This is a genomic window from Acidovorax sp. ACV01, assembly GCF_014851495.1.
GTDB lineage: Bacteria > Pseudomonadota > Gammaproteobacteria > Burkholderiales > Burkholderiaceae_C > Acidovorax > Acidovorax radicis.
The window spans coordinates 833543-854467 of record NZ_JACUZT010000002.1 but is presented as its reverse complement, the minus strand read 5'-3'; the positions used below and the strand labels follow the sequence as shown (position 1 = coordinate 854467).

Sequence of the window (20925 nt, the reverse complement as noted above, 5' to 3'; positions counted from 1 at the left end):
ACTCCCTTCAGCGGACCTGGTTGATCAGCGTGGCGCCCTGCGTGGCCACGCGGTCGCCGGCCTTGAGGCCCGACGTCACGGCCACCGAGGCACCGTCGAGCGGCACGTAGGTGACCACGCGCGGCACAAAGCGCTCCGGCGACTCCTTGACCCAGACGATGGTCTGGTTGGCGGGGTTGCGCAGCAGCGAGGCCACCGGCACCTGCACGCCTGCGGCCTGCTCGGTGGATTGCACGAACACGCGCACCGGCTGACCCAAAGCCAAAGTGCCCAGCACGGCCGAGTCGCCCGCAAACTGCAGCGGCAGCGCCTGGTCGCGCAGGCTGCGCGCCGCGCCCAGAAAGCGCAGCGGCACGCGCTGCGCACCCACGACCAGCGCGGCACCGGCCACGCTGTGGGCCTGCGCGGTGTCGTAGGCCAGGGCCTCCACACGCAAGCGCGCAGGGTCCACCACCTCGAACACCAGTTCGCGCGCATCCACCACCTGCCCTGCCACCGCGTTCGCCGAGGCGATCACGCCAGAGACCGGTGCCACCAGCGCCTCACGCGTGGACAGGCCGGCACCCACCGCGCCGAGGCGCTGGGTGAAGCTTTGCAGCTCGCTCTCGGCCGCCTCGATCTCCTTGCGCGGCACGGTGTCCGACAGGTCCTTCAAACGCACCACGCGCCGCGCCGCCAGGTCGCGCCCCGCGCGCAGCTCGGCCTGCTGGGCCAGTTGGTTGGAGCGCTCGATGGCACCCGCCGTCGGCACCACATACGCCAGCACCTCGCCTTTGCGCACCGCCTGGCCCACGCCGGGCAGGCCCTTGGTGCCCGCCTCCAGCCGGCCGGCCAGCGCGGCCTGCACCTTGCCGCCGGCGTTGGGGTCCATCACCACCGTGCCGGCCAGCTCGAAGGCCTTGGGGTGCTGGCCTTCTGCGGTCACCAGGGTGCGCACGCCCAGCTGGCGCTGCGCGGGCTTGGGCAGGAACACGCTGCCATCGGGCTGGCGCTTGGGGCCATTGCCATCGGCAACGGGGGGAGCATCGCCATGGTCATGGCCTTCGCCAGCGCGCGCCACCAACGGGGCACACAGCGCAGCGGCCATCAACAGGGCCGTCACGGAATGAAGAGAGGTCAGCCGCTTCATGCCGCACCTCCCAGGCGCTGGGTGCGCGCGGTGCGGCCACGCCGCAAGCCCCATACCGCTGCCAGGGCCAGCACCACGGCGGCCACGGCGCCGGCCACCAGCGCACTGCGCCGGCCCGGGGGCTCGGCATGGGCATGCGCTGCGGCATGGATGTCGATCTCGCCGGCCAGCAGGTCGGTGTCTTTGCCGGCCACCACGGTGGCGGTGACGGGGCTCACGCCCTCGGCCAGTGGTGCGGCCAGCGCGGCCTGGAACTCGCCGTCCGCCACGCGGGTGACGGGCACGCGCGTGCCGGCAATGTCGAGCTCCAACTGCGCCTCATTCACCGGGCTGTTGTCGCCCGCATGGTCGAGGTAGAGCGCCAGCTTTTGACCGTCGAGCACACCCACCAGTTCGAACAGGTCGGAGGTGGCGGCAAAGCGCGGCATGGCAGGGCCGGCTGCAGTGGCAGGGGCTTCGCCATGGTCATGCCCCGCATCGGCAAAGGCTGCCGGCGACACGAGGCCCAGCACCAGGGCCAGGCCCAGTGTGGAAAAGAGAGAGAGGAGTTGCATGGTGATCACAAAAATGAGGTGGGGATAAACAGCGCGCTCACTGCGGCAGCAGGCCCAGGGTCTGGCGCAGGGTGGAGACGGCGGCGGCGGCATCGATGCGGGCGCGTGCCAGCTGGCGCTCGGCCTGCACGGCTTCGAGCTCCACGCGCAGGCGCGTGGGCCAGTCGGCCTCGCCCAGGCGGAATGCCTTGTCGATGAAGCCGCGCGTGTCGCGCGCCAGGGCCGCATGGCGGGCCATGGCCTCGCGCTGGGCCTGCGTGGCCTTTACACGCGCCGCAGCGGCGGCCACGTCGGCGGCCAGGCGGTCCTGCTCGACGCGGGCACGCACCTCGGCGTCGAGCGCGTCGGCTCGGGCCGCGGTCTCCTTGGCGCGGGCACGGTCGCCACCGCCCAGGGGCACGCGCACGCCGACGGTGAAGCTTTGCAGGTAGCGGTCGCCGGCCTGCTCGCGCCCGCGCGTGGCGGCCACCGTCAGCTCGGGGTTGGCGCGGGTCTGCACGGCGGCCAGGTCGGCGGCGCGGCGGGCCACTGCGGCCTGGTCGTTCCAGTCCGCCACCAACGGGTGGTCGGCAGGCAGGCCGGCTGCTGGCAGCGCTTCGGCTTCGGCTTCGGGCTCGGCGCCATCGGCCAACACCACGCTGCCGCCCCATGCCGCCAGGGCTGCCTGGGCGACATCGCGTGCGCCCGTGGCCTCGGCCACCGCGGCTTCGGCCTGGGCCACGGCACCGTCGGCCTGGGTCTGGTCGGCACGCGACATGTCGCCCGCCTTGAATCGGCGTGCCACATCGGCCGCCAGGCGCTGCGCGTTCTGCAGCCGGTCCTGGGCCAGGCCCAGTTCCGCCTGCGCGCGCTGCAGGGTCCACCAGGCCTCGCGCACGGTGGCGGCCAGTTGCAGCTGTGCGGCCAGGCGGCGGCTTTCCACGGCCTTGATCTCGGCGTCGCCCAGTGCGGCCTTGCGCGCGCGCTCGCCGGGCAGCCACAGCGGCAGGGCCATGCCCACTTCGTATTCCCTGCTACCCTGGTTGCTGCCGGGGCGGTCGCTCTTGCGGGACAGCTCCAGCGCGACAGGGTCGGCCAATAGGGACGATGCACCGCTGCGCGCGGCCTGCACCGACTCGCGCCGCAGGGCTGCGGACTGCGCCTCGGGCTGGCGCTCCCAGGCCCTGTCGAACAGCGCCTTGAGCGTGAGCGGTGGGGTAGCCGGCGCCGCGGTGGGCTGAGCGAGCGCGGCACTGCCGGCGAGCGCCCATCCCAGGGCCACGGCGAGCATCGATGGCCGTCGTGTATAGGTTCTTCTCGTTTGTTGCATCCGATTCCTCTGCAGTGGCCAGCGGCCACGGGGTTGAAATCGGCAAGGCACGATGCAATGTGCGCAAGCGCACGCCGCCGTCGCTTAGTGCAGCAACGTGACAATCGTTGGAGAGGGGCTGCCCAGCCCCGCCTCGCCGCTCAGGCGAGGGCGGGCCAGTTGGGGCGTTCGGGGCGGGAAAGCGGGGGGTGCACCCAGGCCTGGGGCACCTGGTGCGCAGGGTGCGCAACCGTGACCACAATGGCCTGGGCATTCGTGCTCAACGCCATGCCGCTGCCAGCACCGTGGCAGGCATGGCAGTCGATGTCGGCCATGTCCCCTGGTCCGGTGCTGCCCAAGGCCTTGAGGTCGATTGCCTCGCCCGCCCCTGGGGACGCGGAAGACTCGGCGTATTCCCCAAAGGCATCCGCGTGGTGCTCGTGCACATGGTGGCCAAAGTGCGAAGTCTGCGGCGCGGCCTCATGCCCGCAATAGGGCGACGCGGCCGCCCAGATGCTCTGGAGCGGCAGGAACACCAACAGGAATGTGAGCAGCAAGCGGCGCATGGGCAACGGGATTCTAAGCAGACTGCGCAGCCGGCGCCTGCACATGGCCCTCAGCAACCCAGGGCTTAGCCCAGCCACCGCCACACGCCCGGGTAGTGTGATGGAAAGGCACAAATGCTTTTATTTTCATAGCAAACAATCGACATTGATAAAGCGCTACAGGCCATTTAGACCATGGACTGCACGGCCACAAGGTACTGCCGCACCCCATCCGCAGCGCTCACAGGCGTGCTTTCCACACCCCACACCTGCGCGATGGTGGCGGGGGTCAGCAGGTCGGCCGTGGCGCCGACGGCCCGCGCGCTGGTCACGCCCGGGGCGAGCAGCAGGCTGTCGTGGGCATAGCGCAGCGCCAGATTCAAGTCGTGCAGCACGACGACCACACCAATGCCCTGCTCTACCGCCCAGCGGCGCACCAGGGCCATGGCCTGGTGCTGGTGCGCCAGGTCGAGCGCGGCCGTGGGCTCATCGAGCAGCAGCCAGCGTGCCGCACCGTCTGGAAGAGGTTCCCAGATCTGGGCCAGCGCCCGGGCTAGGTGGGTGCGGGCGCGCTCGCCGCCCGACAGGGTGTTGACACTGCGCCCGGCCAGATGCGCCACGCCGGTGGACTCCATGGCCTCGCGCACGATGCGCCCCTCATGGCGGCTCGGGTGCTGCCGGTGGGGGAAACGCCCCAGCTCCACCACCTCTTGCGCTGAGAAGTCGAAGGCCACTGCGGTGTCCTGTGGCAACACCGCGCGGTGCCGCGCCAGGGCCTGGGCTCCCCAGTCGCCCAGCGCTCTGCCCGCCAGGCGCACCGAGCCCGCGTGCGGCGCGCGCTGGCCCGACAGCATCGACAGCAAGGTGGACTTGCCGGCGCCGTTGGGCCCCAGGATGGCCGTGACACGCCCCGGCGCCAAGCGGGCATGGACGGCGGCTAGCAGCGGTCGGCCGGGCAGGCCCACGGCCAGTTGGTCACACACAAGGTAATCGATTGTGGCGCCACTCATACCTTGCTCCGAAACTGGCGCAGCATGGCCAGAAACAGGGGCACACCGATAAAGGCCGTGAGCACGCCCAGCGGCAGCTCCGCCGGCTTGACGATGGTGCGCGCCACCACGTCGGCCGCCAGCACCAGCGCCGCACCCAGCAGGGCCGAGCCCGGCAGCACCACGCGATGGTCGGGCCCGGCCACCAGGCGCACCCAGTGCGGCGCCACCAGGCCGATGAAACCGATGATGCCCGTGGCCGCAGTCACAGCGCCCACCGCCAGCGCGGTGACCAGCACCGCCAGGCGCTTGGTGCGTTCCACCGGCACGCCCAGCAGCGCGGCCTGGGCCTCGCCCAGGGCAATCGCATTGAGCGGGCGCGCCAGCGCCAGGCCCAGCCCGCAGGCCAAGGCCACGATGGTGCCGACCAGCGCCACGGCGCTCCAGCGCGCGCCGCCCAGGCTGCCCAGCAGCCACATCTGGATGTTGCGCAGTTGCTCGTCGGTGGAGATGAAGTTGAGGTAGCCCAGCCCCGCCAGCGCCAGCGCATTGACCGCCACGCCGGCCAGCAGCATCAGCCCCATGCGCGTGCCGCCATCAGCCTGTGCCAGCCCGTAGATGAGCGCCGTGACCAGCAGGCCGCCGCCAAAGGCCATGCCCACCAGCGTCCAGCTGCCCAGCGTGCGCGGCAGGTCGGGCAGCCAGTGGCTGCCCAGCACGATGGTGAGCGCAGCGGCCAGCGCGGCCCCGCTGCTGACCCCGATCAGGCCCGGGTCGGCCAGCGGGTTGCGGAACAATCCCTGCATCAGCGCACCCGCCAGCCCCAGGCCTGCACCAGCCGCCACGCCCATCAACAACCGGGGCAGCCGGATGTTGATGAACACCAGATATTCAGGCGCCTGCTCGGCCGACGGCGCCGCGCCCACGGCCTGCAGCAACACCTGCCACAGCTGGGCTGGCGCAATGGCGTATGCGCCTTGCGTGCTGGCCCAGACAAAAGTCAGCACCACCAGCGCCGCGCCGATGGCCAACGCGGTGCGGGGCGACAGGCGCCCCACGTTCCAGCGCGCGCCGGGCTGCGCCAACGACATATCTGTCACGCCGTGATCGCCTGCGTGCGGGTGTGCAGCTCGCGCACGGCCCCGGGCAGGCGCGGGCCAAAGCCCAGCAGGTGGCTGGCCTCCATGGCGACCAGCGCCTTGCGGCGGAACGCGGGCGTGAGTGCAAGTTCAGGCCGCTGCCAGAAGGCTGTCTCGCCACCCAGCGCCTCGATACCCTGCGTGCTGTTGAGCAGCACCTCCGGCGCCGCGCTGGCCATGGCTTCGGCCGTGAGCGGCCGGTAGCCTGCGAACTGGGTGATGGCATTGGTCGCGCCCGCAAAGCGCATCAGCGCATCGGCCGCCGTGCCGGTGCCCGCCACCATGGGGCTGCCGCCGTGCGACAGGATGAAGATCGCGCGCGGGCGCCGCGTGGACGAGTCCACCAGCTTTTGCACCGCTGCCCACTGCGCATCCAGGTCGGCCTGCAAGGCCTGCGCCTCGCGCTCGCGGCCGGCCACGCGGCCCACGGTGGCGACCTTACGCTGCACCTCGTCCCAGGTGTGGTCGGCCTTGACGAGCTCCACCCGCACCCCGGCGCTGCGCACCTGGTCCAGCACCACCGGCGGGCCGGCTTCGGTGGTGCCCACCACGGCGTCGGGCTGGAGGGACAGCAGCCCCTCGGCCGAGAGCTGGCGCATGTAGCCGACCTTGGCAGTCTTGAGCGCGGCCTCGGGGAACAGGCTGGTGGTGTCGGTGCCCACCAGCTGGCCCTGCGCGCCCAGCAGGTAGACCACCTCGGTCAGCGCGCCGCCCAGCGAGACGATGCGCGCCGGGCTGGCTGCCAGTGCGCGCTCGGCACCCAGGGCGGACAGCAGTGGCAGTGCGGCCAGGCCGCGCAGCAACTGCCTGCGCGCGGTGTCGGTCAGGCCATCACGCAGCATGGGCCACCTCGTCCTGCCGCGCCTGCGGCAGCCGCGCCACCAGGTCGCGCCAGCCTTGCAGCTCGGGCTTGCCGGGCTTGCGCGCGCCGAAGAACATGGCCATCAGCTCGCCCGCGTGGTCGAACGCCTCGACAGAGGTGACCACGCCATCGGCGGTGGGTTTTTCCACCACCCACACGCTGGCCACCATGTCGGTGCGCAGGTGCAGGTTGAAGCCTTCGTCCAGCACGTTGATCCATTGGGCGTGGGGCGTGTCGAGCGGCTTGATGTTGCGCACCGGCCCGGTGTGGATCTGGATGCAGCCGCCGCTGCCCACGAACACCATGATGGGCAGGCCGTCCACCGCGGCCTCGTCCAGCAGGCGCGGCACGGCCTGGGGTGTGGCACGCCAGGCGAACTGGCCCTCGACCAGGCGAAAGCTCTGCTGGCGCTCCACGCCGAATTTCTTGGTGATGCCGAAGAATTCGTGCGTGTCTTTCATGGCACCCCAGGCCTCACGCAGGCCGTCGGCGTCGACATCGGCATCGGGCCGCACCGCCTCCGGCGCGGGCGCCTTGCCGAACACGTAGCCGGCGCTCGGCTGTGCAAAGCGGCTCACCACCGCGTCGAAGGCGGCCAGGTCGGTGGCATCGCGCGTGAAGATCTTGTGCACTGCGCGGCCCTGCGCGTTGTAGAACTGCAGGCTGCGCGACGGCGGCTTGGCGGCGTCGTTGGCCAGCTCCGTCACCGCAAAGCCCGCATGCCACTGCGCAAAGAAAAGGCGCAGGTCGATGTCTTCGCCCAGCGCAATGCCCACCGGCCCGGTGGCCGACACGTGCGTGTACACACCGGTCTTCTCGTGCACCGTACCTTCGTTGCGCGTCAGCGCCATCAAGGGGCCGCAGGCTTCGAGCTCCTGCAGAAGGTGCAGCCACGATCCCTGCAGCGGTACCACCTTGAGCGGGTGGTCGTGCTCGCCCGCGTGGGCAGCGACAGCGGCGCCTTCCGAGAGCCCGATGCTCTCGGCCGCATCCTTGGCGCGCTTGCCGGCTGCGCGGGCCGCAGCGAACTGCGTGCGAATGTCCGGCGCAGCGATCGGCGCAGCGGCTGCCCCAACGCCTTGCGCGGTCGTCACGGCGGCGATCATTGCATGGCCTCCGGCGCGGTGTGCCACAGCACGCGGCGCTGCTCGGCGGCCACCATGGCCGCCGTGGCAGCGGTGTCCTGGCGGGCCTTGCACTGCTCTTCCCAGCGGCCTTGCAGGCTCCAGACCACCGTGCGGAAGTGTGCGGTGAAGCCGTCGGCATCGGCCAGCATCTGCAGGTTGGCCGATATCTTGCGGCCCATGGCGTCGCGGTGGCTGTCGCAGCAGGCCTGCACGTAGCCCGTCATCAGGGCGAGCGTGCCGGCCAGCAGCGCCTCGGCGCACGGCAGGCTGTATTCCTCATCGGTGTGGCTGCCGGCATCGGGCAGGTCGGGAGCGTGGCTCATGGTGGTCTCCTGGGGTGGGTGCCTGGGGGATGAAAGCGGAACTCAGAAATCGGCCACCAGCGACACGCGCACGGAGCGGCCGGGCTGGCTGTAGGCGTCGATGAAGTTGGCGTTGGCGGCCAGGCCGCGCACGTCGGCCCAGCGCCAGTGCTTCTTGTCGGTCAGGTTGTAGATGCCGAGGTTCAGGCGCAGGTCCTTGCGGATGCGCCACTGGCCCGACAGGTCGAGCACCGTGTACGACGGCGTGAGGTACTGCGTGCTGCCCGTGGCCAAAGCCACGTCGCTCGGCTTCTTGGCGGCGGCGTGGGTGGCATCCAGGCGCGCCATCCAGCCGCCGGTGTCGTAGCGCAGGCCGGCCGACAGGCGCGATGGGTCCACCGTGTTCACCGGCCTGCCGGTGGCGGTGTCGCGCCCGCGCGTCTGGCCGTAGCTGAAGGGCGATGTCCATTGCCCGCCTGCCCACTGGCCCCAGCGCATGTCGCCCTTGACCTCGAAGCCGTTGAGCTTGACGCGGCCGATGTTGACCGACTGGAACACCAGCGGGTTGCCCGGCGCACCGGTGCCGCCGACCTGGCGCAGGTCTTCGATGAAGTCCTTGTAGCGGCCCGTGAACGCTGCAGCCTCGACCGACAGCGCGTCCAGCCGGCCGCGCACGCCCAGCTCGAAGTTCTGGCTCTTTTCGGGCTTGAGGTGGGCGTTGGGCACCGTGCGGTAGTTGCTGACCGGGTTCTCGAAGAAGGCGTTGACCTGGCCCGCGTTGGGCGCACGGAAGCCCGCCGCGTAGTTGCCGAACACGCTCCACTGCTCGCTGGCGCGGTAGAGCACGCCGAACTTGGGCGAGGTGGCGTTGCCCGAGAGGGACACGGCCTGCGCGCCGAAGCCCGCCTGGTCGGCCTTGATGCGGAAGGTGTCGAAGCGCACGCCCGGGGTGATGCTCCAGGGGCCGGTCACGAACTCGTCCTGCACGTACAGCGCGGCGCTGGTCTCGGTGGTGTCCGGAAAGCGCTTGAGCGGGAAGGTCTCGCCCACCGGCGGGGTCACACCGGTCTGCAGGTTCTCGACCTTGGCGGACGTGTAGTCAAAACCGTAGGTGATCTTCTGCACCAGGCCGCCAGCGCCCGCGCGCAGCACCTTGCTGCCCTGCAGGTTGGCCTGCCAGGTGCGCTCGTCGTAGGTCACGTCGCGCACACGGTCGGCAGCGGTGTTGCGGTCTTCGGTGACGTATTCGCGCGAGTGGGAGTCCTGAAAACTCAGCGTTGCCTTCAGGTCGTCGGCCAGCGCCGAGTTCACGCGCCACGCGCCCTCCCACGTCGCGCGGCTGCGCTGCATGTCGGTGAACGAGGTGGAGCCCAGCACGGACGTGGCGGCCAGCGGCGGCTTGGACCGCGCCGTCAGCAGCTCGTAGTCGGAGGTCTTGTCCACATGCTCCAGCGTGAACACATGGCGCTGGCCGCCGCCCGGCGTGAGGATGACCTTGCCCAGCAGCGCGCCGCTTTGGTCCTTTTGCGGATTGGGGCGGGTGCGGTCGGCATTGGCCGCGCTGTTGGTGCCCATGTTGTCCAGTTCGCTGGCGCGCGTGACGTTGCCGCCCAGCAGCCACTGCACCGTGTCGCCCGCCTTGCCCGCCACCGTGGCGCCCACGCGCTTGCCGTGGTCGTCGCCGTCGTAGCCCAGGCTCACACGCCCGCCGATGCGCTTGTCGCCGTCGAGGAAGGCCGATGGTTCGGCCGTGATGAAGTTGACCAGGCCCGCCATGCCGTCCGACCCGTACAGCGCCGACGTGGCCCCACGCACGACCTCGATGCGCTGCAGCAGGCCGATGTCCAGATAGTCGCGCCCAAAGGCGTTGGCACTGAAGACGTAGCTGCGCGGCAGGCGGATGCCGTCCACCATCATCAGCACGCGGTTGCCGTCCAGGCCGCGGATGTTGAAGCCAGCGTTCTGCTCGCGCCCGGTGGAGCCGCTGGCCAGCGTGAAGCGTGCGGGCGAGCGCGTGACCGACACATTGGGCAGCTCGCGCGCCACGTCGCGGATGTCGCGCACCTGCCCTTCTTCGATGGCCTGCGCGTTGATCACGTCGATGCTCATGGGCAGCTCGCCCGGGTCCTGCTCGCTGCGCGAGCCGCTGATGACGACCTCCCTGAGCGCCGGGCCTGCGGCCACGAGCTGAGCCACATCCTGCGCATGCGCGCTGCCGATGGCAGCACATGCACAGGCCACCAGCCAGGCCAGCGGCCGCAGGTGGCTTTGCAGCGAAGGATTGGATGGCTGCGCCAGGGCGCGCCGGGAGGAAAACGGAGGGGAATGAAATGGCTGCGCCACGGACGGAGATCCTTCTCTGAAACGACAACGAATACAGAGCTGGCTCCATGCAAACGGCCCAGGCTTCTGCGGGGCAGAAGAACGGGCCGTTGTGGCTGGCTGATGCGCAATTATATGAGAATAATTCTCAATACGTAAACTGATGTACCAGGATCCAGGGAGTACTGGCCCATTGCCATCCTTTCCATCAGAGCATTTCGAGCGCCAGCGCGATGCCCTGGCCGCCGCCGATGCACAGGGTCACGATGCCCCGCTTCACGCCGTCGCGCCGCATCGAATGCAGCAAGCGCGTGGTCAGCACGGCGCCCGTTGCGCCGATGGCGTGGCCGTGGGCGATGGCGCCGCCCTCGACGTTGACGATGTCTTCCGGCAGGTCCAGCTCACGCAGGCAGGCCAGCGTGATCGCGGCGAATGCCTCGTTGATCTCGATGCATTGGATGTCCGTGTGCTTCCAGCCGGCGCGTTCCAGGGCCAGCTTGACCGCCGGCACCGGCCCGATGCCGAACATGCCCGGCTCAACCGCCGCGACGCCGTGAGAGACGAGGCGCGCCCATGGCTGCAGCCCGTGCTTCTCCGCAAAACCTCGCTCCGCAACGATCATCGCCGCTGCGCCGCTATTAAGCCCTGGCGCGTTGCCGGCAGTGATCGTGCCGTCCTTTCGGAACGCTGGCTTGAGCTTGGCCAGTGATTCGACCGTGGTGTCGGGCCGATGGGCTTCGTCCCTGGAGAAGCTCTCCGGTCCCTTGCGGCTGGAGAGTTCGATGGCGACGATCTCTTCCGCGAACTTGCCGGCAGCCTGAGCCGCACTGAACCGTTGCTGTGAACGCGCGGCCCAGCGATCCTGGTCCTCGCGCGTGATGCCGTACCGAGCGACGAGATCCTCGGTATGCCAGCCTGAGTGTTGACCGCTGAACGCATCATGGAGACCGTCCCGCAGCATGCTGTCCAGCATCTGAGCGTCCCCCATGCGCTGTCCCCAGCGCGCGCCGGGCACCAGATAGGGGGCCTGGTCCATGTTCTCCATGCCGCCGGCAACCGCAGCCGAGGCATAACCCGCCGCGATCTCGAGTGCCGCCGTGGCGATCGCTTGTGCACCCGATCCGCACACCCGATTCACCGTCAGGGCGGGCACCTGCACAGGCAGCCCGCCGCCGATGGCAGCTTGTCGCGCTGGATTCATCTGCGTACCGGCCTGGATCACATTTCCCATCACCACGGTGTCGACGGCTTGCGCGGCCAGACCTGAGCGATGAAGGGTCTCGCGGATCACCGCGGCACCCAGTGCGGAGGCGGGCGTTTCCTTCAGTGTGCCGCCATAGCTTCCGATGGGGGTTCGGACCGGCGCGCAGAGAACGATGTCAGGGTTGGGCATGAGAGCACCTCAGGGTTGTTGCGGGTGAATCGAAAGATCACGCTATGAACTCACAGCGCGTTGTTCAGCACCTTGGCAACCACATCCGGCCGCTCAAGAACAATGAAGTGGCCGGCGCCAGGCACCTGGACAAACTCGGCCGCGGGAAGAAGTTGCTTGTTGGCTTGCCGGTCCGAGGGCCTCGACCAATCCTTCTCTCCGTAGATGAGGTGGATGGGTGCCTTGACCTCGGGGTAACGGGCGCGGGCCGCGATAAGACTGGGCAGGTTGGCGTACACCGCGCGGGCGACGACCGGATAGCCGGGCCGACGTCCAACCTTCAACAGTTCATCGAGATAGTCATCGCGCAGCGCGGCCGTGTCGCCGAGACCCCCATGGAGCACGGCGCGCACGATCGGCTTGGGTTGGACTCCAGCGATCGTCGTGCCGACAACGGGCGTCAGCACGCCGGTCACGACGAACCGGGCCAGCAGGCTGGACCGCTTGATGCCGCCTGCGTAGTCATAGGCATTGATCGCCACGACCCGCCGCACTCTCTCGGGCAGATCGGCTGCGGTGGTGAGGGCGAGCGTGGCACCCATCGATTCGCCAAGCAGCGTGACGTCGCGCAAGTCGAGTCGGGTGATGAGGCTCTTGACAGCCTCGCGCATGGCCGGCTCCTCGTAGGAAGCGCCCGGCACGATCTCCGAGTAACCCATTCCAGGGAGATCAAGGGCATACACCGTGTACCGATCCTGGACCAGCGGGATGAGGTGGCGGAAGTGCTCGGCCTGGGTACGCACGGTGTGCAGCAGGACCAACGCTGGCCCCTTTCCGCCCGAAAGATAGCGCAATCGCCCCGGGCTTCCCTTCTTTGAGCTGAGCGGATCGAGAAAGTGTTCCTCGGTCCCGGGGATCTTGATGTCGGAGAGTGGATCATTGCGGGTTGTTGGCACGGTGGGTTTCCTTGAATTTGGGGGGACGTGGCCCAGGGGCCATGGATGGATACTTACTGGCGCAATCAATGCGCCTTCACTCAGCGCAAGGGCTGGTAGCGCGGCGCCACTTCGTTGCTTGACAGGTGGGGCGCCATCGACTTGCGCGCGCCCTCAAAGGCATCCCAGAGGGCACCGTCATGCAGCGCAGGAAGCGTCACCGACTCGCCGCGCGCGAAGCCCTGCAAGGCTGCGTCCACGAGGTCTTCGGCACGCATCACGATCTGCGCCGGCAGGTGCTCCACGGGAAGGCCACCGCGTGCCCAGAAATCGGTGGCCGTCGCCCCCGGCAGCACGGCTTGCACCCGCACGCCCTTGCCGGCCAGCTCGTGCTGCAGCGATTGGCTGAAAGCCAACACGAAAGCCTTGCTGCCGCCATACACGCCATTCAAGGCTTCTGGCGAGACGGCCACGACGGAGGCGATGTTGATCAACGCACCGTTGCCGCGTGCCACGAAGCCGGGCACCGCCGCGTAGCTCAGCCGCGTGAGCGCCGTGACGTTGAGGTCGATCATGCGCGCCATCTGGTCCACGTCGCTCTCCAGAAGCGGCGTGTGCGTGCCGATGCCGGCGTTGTTGACCAGCAGGGTGATGCTGGCATCGCGCTTGAGCTTGTTCTCCACGCTGCGCAGCGCCACCGGATCGTTCAGGTCGGCGGGGAAGACTTCCACTGCGCGTCCGTGGCGGCTGGTGATCTCCGCAGCCAGCGGGTTCAAACGCTCGCGGTTGCGGGCAACGAGGATGAGGTCGTAGCCGCGCTGCGCGAGGCGGTCGGCGTAGAGGGCCCCGATGCCGGAGGAGGCGCCGGTGATGAGGGCGGTGCCCAGGTTCGTCTGCGTCATGGTGGTTTTCCGTTTGTGGTTGCGATGGAGCGAATTTTGTGCCGTCTGGTGTCTGGCGTAAATGACGCTTATAGTCACTTTTTATGCCATCAGCTTCGGAGAAAAAATGCACAAAATCGGCTACGTCCTGCCGGCCGGCTTTCAGGTGATGGCGCTGGCCACGCAGGCGGTGTTCGAGTTCGCCAACGTTGTGGCGGGCGAGCCCTTCTACGAGGTGGCCTGTTACTCGCTGGCAGGGGGCAGCGTGAAATCGTCTCTGGGCACGGCCCTGCAGACGCGTCCCTTTACCGCCCGCAGCGCGGCCGACACCTGGATGGTGGTCGGCGTGCTCGACCCGTTGGCCACGCCCTCGCCGTCCGACCTGCTGCATGCGCTGCGAAAGTGCAGTGCTCGGGCGCGTCGGACCGTGGGGCTTTGCACCGGAGCCTTCGTGCTGGCCGAGGCGGGCTTGCTAACAGGGCGACGCGCCACGACACACTGGGCCTATGCGGACGCACTGCAGCAGCGCCATCCCGATGTCCAGGTCGAGCCGGACCGCATCTTCATCGCCGATGACCCGATCTGGACCTCGGCCGGCATGACGGCGGAACTGGATCTGGCGCTCGGCCTCGTCGAGAAGGACATGGGCGACGAGGTGGCGCGATCGGTGGCGCACCGGCTGGTCATGCATCAGCGCCGCTCGGGCGGCCAGTCGCAGCATTCGGAGATCCTGAATCTCGCACCACGCTCGGACCGCATCGCACGGGCGCTGGAGCATGCCCGCAGCCATCTGGCGCAGTCGCTGAACGTGGAAGAACTCGCTGCTGCCGCAAACCTCAGCCCGCGCCAGTTCAGCCGTGTGTTCACGGCCGAGACCGGCCAGTCGCCAGCCAAGGCGGTAGAGCGTCTGCGCGTGGAGGCAGCGCGCTTGATGATCGAGCGCAGCCGCCATCCGCTGGAGGTGGTTGCCCGGGAAACGGGCTTTCGCGATCGGCGCCATCTTCGCGAGGCGTTCATGCGGGGCTTCGGCAAGCCGCCTCAGTCACTACGGCGCGACGCCCGCCCGGGGTCCTGAAGCGTGCCGAGATGACGGTGAAAGTCTTGCCATGCGACGTCTGGATTGGCGTTGGACATGTGCGTTCTAGGAAGTGCGACACCTCAAGCTGTCGCGCGTTGGCCACGGGCCAAGGGCGACGGCTTCTCGCACGAATGAAGGACTGCGGAGTGCCCAGAACGGAGTCTCAACCGTCGAGCAAATCGCAATGGAGCACAAGCTCGGTGGCGCCCTACGGTCCAAACAAAAGCGACCGGCTGCACAAGACAACCATTCGCTCCTTTTTTGATAGCTACCAGCGCTTTACCATAAAGCGCTAGCGGCCATTTTCACCAAAAAATCAGGCAACTTCTGCCACAGGCTCGTCGGCCGGAGCCCCTGCCGGCGCAGCCACCACCACGGGCATGCGGATCAGGTGGTCAAACGCGCTCAGCGCGGCCTTCGATCCGTCGCCCGCCGCGATCACGATCTGCTTGAACGGCACGGTGGTGCAGTCGCCCGCCGCGAACACGCCGGGGATGTTGGTGCGGCCGTGCGAGTCGACGATGACCTCGCCGAACCTGGACAGCTCCACCGTGCCTTTGAGCCATTCGGTGTTGGGCACCAGGCCGATCTGCACGAACACGCCTTCGAGCTGCACCAGGTGCTCCACGTTGGTCGCGCGGTCCTTGTATTTCAGGCCGTTGACCTTGCCGTCGGCACCGGTGATCTCGGTGGTCTGGGCGTTGGTGTGGATGGTCACGTTGTGCAGGCTCTTGAGCTTGTTGACCAGCACGGCGTCGGCCTTGAGCTGGTCGGCAAACTCCACCAGCGTGACATGGGCCACGATGCCGGCCAGGTCGATGGCGGCCTCGACACCCGAGTTGCCGCCGCCAATCACCGCGGTGCGCTTGCCCTTGAACAACGGGCCGTCGCAGTGCGGGCAGTAGGCCACGCCCTTGTTCTTGTACTCGGCTTCGCCGGGCACGTTGACATTGCGCCAGCGCGCACCGGTGGACAGAATCACCGTCTTCGACTGCAGCGTGGCCCCGTTGGCCAGTTGCACACCGATCAGGCCGCCGGGCTGGGCCGCGGGGATCAGCTGGTCGGCGCGCTGCAGGTTCATGATGTCCACGTCGTAGGCGCGGGTGTGGGCTTCAAGCGCTGCGGCGAACTTGGGTCCGTCGGTTTCGAGCACGGAGATGTAGTTCTCGATGGCGAGCGTGTCGTTGACCTGGCCGCCAAAACGCTCGGCCGCCACGCCGGTGCGGATGCCTTTGCGGGCAGCGTACACGGCGGCTGCGGCGCCGGCGGGGCCGCCGCCGACGATGAGCACGTCGTAAGGCGCCTTGGCCGACAGCTTGGCCGCGTCACGGGCGGCGGCGCCGGTATCGAGCTTGGCCACGATTTCTTCGATGGTCATGCGGCCCGAGCCGAAGACCTGCCCGTTCATGAACACCATGGGCACGGCCATGATTTCCCGGTCGGTCACTTCCTGCTGGAAGGCGCCGCCTTCGATCACAGTGGTCTTGATGTGGGGGTTGACGATGGCCATGAGCGACAGCGCCTGCACCACGTCCGGGCAGTTGTGGCAGGTCAGGCTCATGTAGACCTCGAAGTTGAAGTCTCCGTCCAGCGCCTTGATCGAATCGATCACGTCCTGCTCGACCTTGGGCGGGTGGCCGCCGGTCCACAGCAAGGCCAGCACCAGCGAGGTGAACTCGTGGCCCAGAGGCAGGCCAGCAAAGCGCAAGGAGTTGGTAGCGCCGACGCGCTGCAGGCTGAACGAAGGCTTGCGCGCATCGTTGCCATCGGTGCGCAGGGTGATCTTGTCGCTGCGCAGCGATTGAATGGTCGTCAGCAGCTCGCGCATGTCGCGCGCCGTCTCGCTGTCGTCCAGGGAAGCCACCAGCTCAAACGGCTGCTGCACGCGCTCCAGGTAGGCGGCGAGTTGGGTCTTGAGTTGTTCGTCGAGCATGGTGGTGTCCTTTGAATTTGGAGTTGTATGTGGGGAGCGTGATGGCAAGCGCGGTTTGGATCAAGCCTGCGGGTCAAACTCCGGGCGTAAAAAAGCCGGACGGCATGGCGCACAGGCGCCATGACGCTGTCCGGCTTTGGGCGGCCGAAAAAAGCGGCTAGAAGGTGGGAAGGGGCCCGGCGTGCCAGAGCGGGCCGCACAAACGTGCTCCGTCTAGGCGCAAAGCGCAGGCATAGCTTGGGCTATGGCGAGCATTTGCAACGACGAGGGTGCGCGCTTTTGCGGGACGAGCGGGCATGGCGGGCTCTTTCACACCTTCTTAGATCTTGCCAACCAGGTCCAGCGAAGGCGTCAGCGTCTTGGCGCCTTCCTTCCACTTGGCGGGGCAGACTTGGCCAGGGTTGGCGGCGGTGAACTGGGCAGCCTTGAGCTTGCGCAGGGTTTCCGACACGTCGCGGGCGATTTCGTTGGAGTGGATTTCCAGGGTCTTGATCACGCCATCGGGGTTGATGACGAACGTGCCGCGCAGTGCCAGGCCTTCTTCAGCGATGTGCACGCCGAAAGCATTGGTCAGCTGGTGCGTTGGGTCGCCGACCAGGGGGAATTTGGCCTTGCCCACGGCGTCCGAGGTTTCGTGCCAGACCTTGTGCGAGAAGTGCGTGTCGGTGGTCACGATGTAGACCTCTGCACCGGCAGCCTGGAAAGCAGCGTAGTTGTCGGCAGCGTCTTCGATTTCGGTGGGGCAGTTGAAGGTGAAAGCTGCGGGCATGAAGATCAGCACGGACCACTTGCCCTTGAGGGACTGTTCGGTCACTTCGATGAATTCACCCTTGCCAGCGCGGTTGACGAAAGCGGTGGTCTTGAAGGGCTGAACTTGCGTATTGATCAGGGACATTGCTGTTTCCTTAGTGGTTGGTTGACTGAACAGGACTGAAGTCTAGGCCGTTCACGGCCATCAATCCAATTAATTGATTTGATTGAATCAATTGTCTGTGACTATACATCGACACCCTACCCTCGGTCCGGGGATCGGCATTTTGCCCCTTTCAACCCCAGAAACCAGCGTTGGCAGCCTGCAAGGCAAGCACGCCGATACAGCCAACCCTTGTGGCATGTCAAACATTCAAATACAACTGATTCGTATTTAGTCATATCATCTGCCGCACTGCAGCAAAGCCGCTCGGGCGGCGCATTGCAGCGGGAAGGCCGTGCACTTACGCCATTCTCAAAATATTGGTCAAAAAGGCCTGTAGCGCTTTACAAATAAGCGCAAGCAGCTCATTAATTTATAGCAAGACCTGACTTCACCATGTTCCAAACACTGCTGATCTGTTTCCGCGAAGGGCTGGAAGCCCTGCTGGTGGTGGCGATTGCCACCCTGTACCTGCGCAAGACCGGGCGCTTGCACCTGCTGCTGCCGCTGCGCGCAGGCGTGGGCGTGGCCGCCCTGCTCTCGCTGGTGCTGGGCTGGGTGCTGTCGCAGGTGGGCGCGTTGTCGCCCGCAGCCGAGGGCGGCATGGCGCTGGTGGCGGCTGCCACCGTGGCCTGGTGTGTGGTGCACATGCGCAGCGCGGGAAAAGGCATGGGCCAGGAGATCGCCCAGCGCATGGACCACGCCAGCGTGCTGGAGGGCCCGCGCGCCTGGATGGCCGTGTTCTTGTTTGCCCTGTTCATGGTGGGCCGCGAAGGCGTGGAAACCGCCACCATGCTCGCCGCCCTGGCCCGCAGCGCGGAGCTGGCTTACATGGCCTGGGGCGGCCTGGCAGGCCTGGCGCTGGCCATTGCCATTGCCTGGGCCTGGACGCGCTACGGCCGCGCAGTGAACCTCTCGCGGTTCTTCCGCGTCACCTCATGGTTCATGGCGGTGTTTGCCGTGCAGCTGGTGGTCTACGCGTTCCACGAGTTCACGGAAGGCGGCGTACTGCCCGGCATCGACAACGCCTACTGGCATGCGGCCACGGAAGACCTGGCCGAAGGAACCATTGCCCAGGCCATCTCGCTGGCCCTGGTGCTGGTGCCCACCGTGTGGTTGGGCGTAGCGCACTGGCGTGACCAGCAGGCCGTGACCGCCCACGCCGCCCAGCCAGGTGTATCGGCCAAGGCGCTGTAAACCCGAAGTCCGCCGTGCGGCGCAGGCCGCAGTTTTGCCAGGCCCTGGGTAGCAATACCCAGGGCCTTCTTTTTTGTCGCCCGCTCAGCGCCCAGGGTGGGGCACCGCCAACGGCCACGGCCCCCCACCAATCCACCATTGTGTTTCTGATTGAAACCAAATGAGCCGTGGGTGCCGTCCTTTCCGCTTTTTACAGAACCATGCCGGTAACCTGACCCACAGGTGTCGCCATGGCTGCAGATGTCATCAACTGAACGAGAGGGTAGTTTCCATGAGCACCAGATCTTTAACCCATGCGGTTGCCAGCGGGATGGCCGTACTGGCACTGACCGCCTGCGGGGGCGGAGGCATTGAAACGGCGACCACAGCCGCCAGCAAAGAATCCACCAATACAAGCAAGGCCGACGCCGCGAACCTGGTGGTGCGTGCCCGCGCCAGCCTGTTGGCCAATGCGGGCGCGCTCATGCAGTTGCGCGTCAACGGCATTGCCGTGGCAGACACCGAGGTGCGCGAGACCAGCTACCAGAACTACAGTTTCTCGGTGCCTTCGATTGCGGGCGGCGACAAGGTGGACGTGGTGTTCACCAATGACGCCAACGCCAACGGCGAAGACCGCAACCTGTACGTGGAGTCCATCACCGTCAACGGCACCACCGTCGCCGCCACCGCCGAGGGCGTGACCCTGGACCGTGGCATCGGCGACAAGGCGTTTGACGGGCTGGACGTGATCCCCGGCCAACGCTCCGTGCTGTGGAACGGCGCACTGCGCTTTACCGCCCCTGGCAGCACCGTGATCGCGTCCACCCTGAGCCCCGGTTGCAAGGCCTTTTACGAAGCGCGCCCCGGCTTTGCATTGAGCACCGCACGCACCCTGGTGACCGCGGCCACACTGGCCAAGCCTGCCAAGGGCACAGTGCTGGCAGAACCCGACTACGGGACCTGCTTTACGCGCGCCACCAACCACGCGGCCGACGGCGTGGCGACCTTTGCACGCAACGACTATGCGCGCCGCCAGGCTTTCAACGCAGACAGCACCCGCCACCTGATCTATGCGCTCGACGGCCACTGGCATCTGTACGACGCACACACGCACGCACGGCTGAAGGTTTTGCCGTACCTGGCAGCCGATGCCGAGCCACAGTGGCACGCGAGCAACCCCGATCTGCTGTACTACCTGCCCACCAACGGTGTAGGCATGCAGATTCACGAGCTCAACACCGCCACCGGTGCCACGCGCGTGGTCACCAACCTGTCTGCGCGCCTGAAAACCCGCTGGCCCGGCGCCAACGCGGCATGGACACGCTCTGAAGGCTCACCGTCCAAGGACGGCCGCTACTGGTGCCTGATGGTGGACGACGCCAACTGGAACAGCCTGGGCGTGATCACCTGGGACCGCGACACCGACACCATCGTCGGCACCAAGAACACCAACGGCGTGCGCCCCGACCACGTGAGCATGAGCCCGAGCGGCAACTACTGCGTGGTCTCGGGTGACGATGCCAGCGGCACCGTGGCGTACTCGCGCGACTTCAGCCAGTCCAAGAAGCTGCTGCACAAGTCCGAGCACTCGGACCTGGCGATCGATGCCAATGGCGACGATGTGTATGTGTCGGTGGACTACCAGGCCAACGTGGGCGACATCTTCCTGGTCAACCTGCGCACGGGCGTTCGTACCTTCCTGCTGCCCAGCTACCTGAACGGATCGACCACGGCGCTGCACCTGTCGGGCAAGGGCTTCAACAAGCCGGGTTGGGTGCTGTTGAGCACCTACGCCGACACCGTGAACCGCCAGTGGTTCCACCGCAAGCTCATGGCCGTGGAGCTCAAGGCCAACCCGCAGGTCCACACCCTGGCGTTCACGCGCGTGACCTCCAACGAGTACTGGTCGGAACCCCACGCATCCGTCAACCGCGACTTCACCAAGGTGCTGTTCAACTCCAACTGGAACACGGGCAGCGCGACCGACGTGGACGCGTACATGGTGCAGATCCCGCCTGGCGTGCTCAAGTCCACCGGCCTGCCCGGCACCCCGGGCACACCCCCACCCACCGAGCCCCTGACGGTTGCCGTGGGTTCGGTCACCCACGCCGGCTACAACGCCAGCTACGTGCTGACCACCAACCAGGCAGCGGCTTGCCGGGCATCGTGGAGCACAAGCAATGCCTACGACGCTCTGTATGACGACATTGCGGCCAGCGCCAACGGCCTCACGCACACCAAATCGCTGTCGCTGGGCAGCACCGGTGCGCAGACGGTGTATGCCGTGTGCAAGGCCACCGCCACTGGGGCCGAGAAGGAAGTCGCGATCCTGCTTCCCTGACCCGCGCTGACCGCGCACCAAAAGGGGGCTGGCAGCCTA

General features: G+C 67.5%; 18 protein-coding genes. 3 read left to right on the top strand and 15 right to left on the bottom strand.

From position 1 onward, the window contains the following. Positions 1-7 precede the first annotated feature (7 nt). The 13 genes from IB243_RS08415 to IB243_RS08355 form a co-directional block, all read right to left on the bottom strand. Complete coding sequence (locus tag IB243_RS08415) at positions 8-1129, bottom strand: efflux RND transporter periplasmic adaptor subunit (protein ID WP_192426248.1); 1122 nt, start codon at positions 1127-1129, stop codon at positions 8-10. Continuing rightward, positions 1126-1683 (bottom strand): hypothetical protein, encoded by a 558-nt coding sequence (locus IB243_RS08410; RefSeq protein ID WP_192426246.1) that lies wholly within the window; start codon positions 1681-1683, stop codon positions 1126-1128. Before IB243_RS08410 ends, IB243_RS08415 begins: the two co-directional genes overlap by 4 nt. Before the next feature lie 37 nt (positions 1684-1720). Beyond that, positions 1721-2953 (bottom strand): TolC family protein, encoded by a 1233-nt coding sequence (locus IB243_RS08405; RefSeq protein WP_192426244.1) that lies wholly within the window; start codon positions 2951-2953, stop codon positions 1721-1723. Between the two features lie 179 nt (positions 2954-3132). Then, positions 3133-3537, bottom strand: coding sequence for a hypothetical protein (locus IB243_RS08400; RefSeq protein ID WP_192426242.1), 405 nt, complete (start codon positions 3535-3537; stop codon positions 3133-3135). A 167-nt stretch (positions 3538-3704) separates the two neighbouring features. After that, positions 3705-4526, bottom strand: a complete 822-nt coding sequence (locus IB243_RS08395) for a heme ABC transporter ATP-binding protein (RefSeq protein ID WP_192426240.1) — start codon at positions 4524-4526, stop codon at positions 3705-3707. Next, positions 4523-5596, bottom strand: coding sequence for an iron ABC transporter permease (locus tag IB243_RS08390; RefSeq protein ID WP_225584847.1), 1074 nt, complete (start codon positions 5594-5596; stop codon positions 4523-4525). Before IB243_RS08390 ends, IB243_RS08395 begins: the two co-directional genes overlap by 4 nt. A 5-nt stretch (positions 5597-5601) precedes the next feature. After that, positions 5602-6486, bottom strand: a complete 885-nt coding sequence (locus tag IB243_RS08385; protein WP_192426236.1) for a hemin ABC transporter substrate-binding protein — start codon at positions 6484-6486, stop codon at positions 5602-5604. Beyond that, on the bottom strand, positions 6476-7612 hold the full coding sequence (locus IB243_RS08380) for a hemin-degrading factor (RefSeq protein ID WP_192426234.1): 1137 nt from the start codon (positions 7610-7612) through the stop codon (positions 6476-6478). Before IB243_RS08380 ends, IB243_RS08385 begins: the two co-directional genes overlap by 11 nt. Next, a complete protein-coding gene (locus IB243_RS08375) occupies positions 7609-7956 on the bottom strand; it encodes a hypothetical protein (RefSeq protein WP_056173802.1) in 348 nt (115 codons plus the stop codon). The genes IB243_RS08380 and IB243_RS08375 overlap by 4 nt, the downstream gene beginning before the upstream one ends. A gap of 42 nt (positions 7957-7998) precedes the next feature. Beyond that, positions 7999-10233, bottom strand: coding sequence for a TonB-dependent hemoglobin/transferrin/lactoferrin family receptor (locus IB243_RS08370; RefSeq protein ID WP_192426367.1), 2235 nt, complete (start codon positions 10231-10233; stop codon positions 7999-8001). A gap of 232 nt (positions 10234-10465) precedes the next feature. Continuing rightward, the gene (locus IB243_RS08365; protein WP_192426232.1) at positions 10466-11650 is read right to left on the bottom strand and encodes an acetyl-CoA C-acetyltransferase; all 1185 of its coding nucleotides are present in this window, start codon (positions 11648-11650) and stop codon (positions 10466-10468) included. A gap of 50 nt (positions 11651-11700) precedes the next feature. Continuing rightward, positions 11701-12585 carry an alpha/beta fold hydrolase gene (locus tag IB243_RS08360; RefSeq protein ID WP_192426230.1) on the bottom strand — a complete coding sequence of 295 codons (885 nt, stop codon included), beginning with the start codon at positions 12583-12585 and terminating at the stop codon, positions 11701-11703. An 80-nt stretch (positions 12586-12665) separates the two neighbouring features. Then, on the bottom strand, positions 12666-13466 hold the full coding sequence (locus IB243_RS08355) for an SDR family oxidoreductase (protein ID WP_192426228.1): 801 nt from the start codon (positions 13464-13466) through the stop codon (positions 12666-12668). Positions 13467-13572: 106 nt separating this feature from the next. Here IB243_RS08355 and IB243_RS08350 point away from each other — a divergent pair, with 106 nt between their 5' ends. Further along, positions 13573-14520: a GlxA family transcriptional regulator gene (locus IB243_RS08350; RefSeq protein WP_192426366.1), complete on the top strand. Its 948-nt coding sequence runs from the start codon at positions 13573-13575 to the stop codon at positions 14518-14520. Positions 14521-14839: 319 nt separating this feature from the next. Here the strand turns inward: IB243_RS08350 and ahpF are convergent, their stop codons facing one another. Further along, positions 14840-16456 (bottom strand): alkyl hydroperoxide reductase subunit F, encoded by a 1617-nt coding sequence (gene ahpF / locus IB243_RS08345; protein WP_192426226.1) that lies wholly within the window; start codon positions 16454-16456, stop codon positions 14840-14842. A 319-nt stretch (positions 16457-16775) separates the two neighbouring features. Continuing rightward, a complete protein-coding gene (gene ahpC, locus IB243_RS08340) occupies positions 16776-17351 on the bottom strand; it encodes an alkyl hydroperoxide reductase subunit C (RefSeq protein WP_057269860.1) in 576 nt (191 codons plus the stop codon). 414 nt (positions 17352-17765) lie between these two features. Here ahpC and IB243_RS08335 point away from each other — a divergent pair, with 414 nt between their 5' ends. After that, positions 17766-18566 carry an FTR1 family protein gene (locus IB243_RS08335; RefSeq protein ID WP_192426224.1) on the top strand — a complete coding sequence of 267 codons (801 nt, stop codon included), beginning with the start codon at positions 17766-17768 and terminating at the stop codon, positions 18564-18566. Positions 18567-18837: 271 nt separating this feature from the next. Further along, complete coding sequence (locus tag IB243_RS08330) at positions 18838-20886, top strand: carbohydrate-binding domain-containing protein (RefSeq protein ID WP_192426222.1); 2049 nt, start codon at positions 18838-18840, stop codon at positions 20884-20886. Positions 20887-20925: the final 39 nt, after the last annotated feature.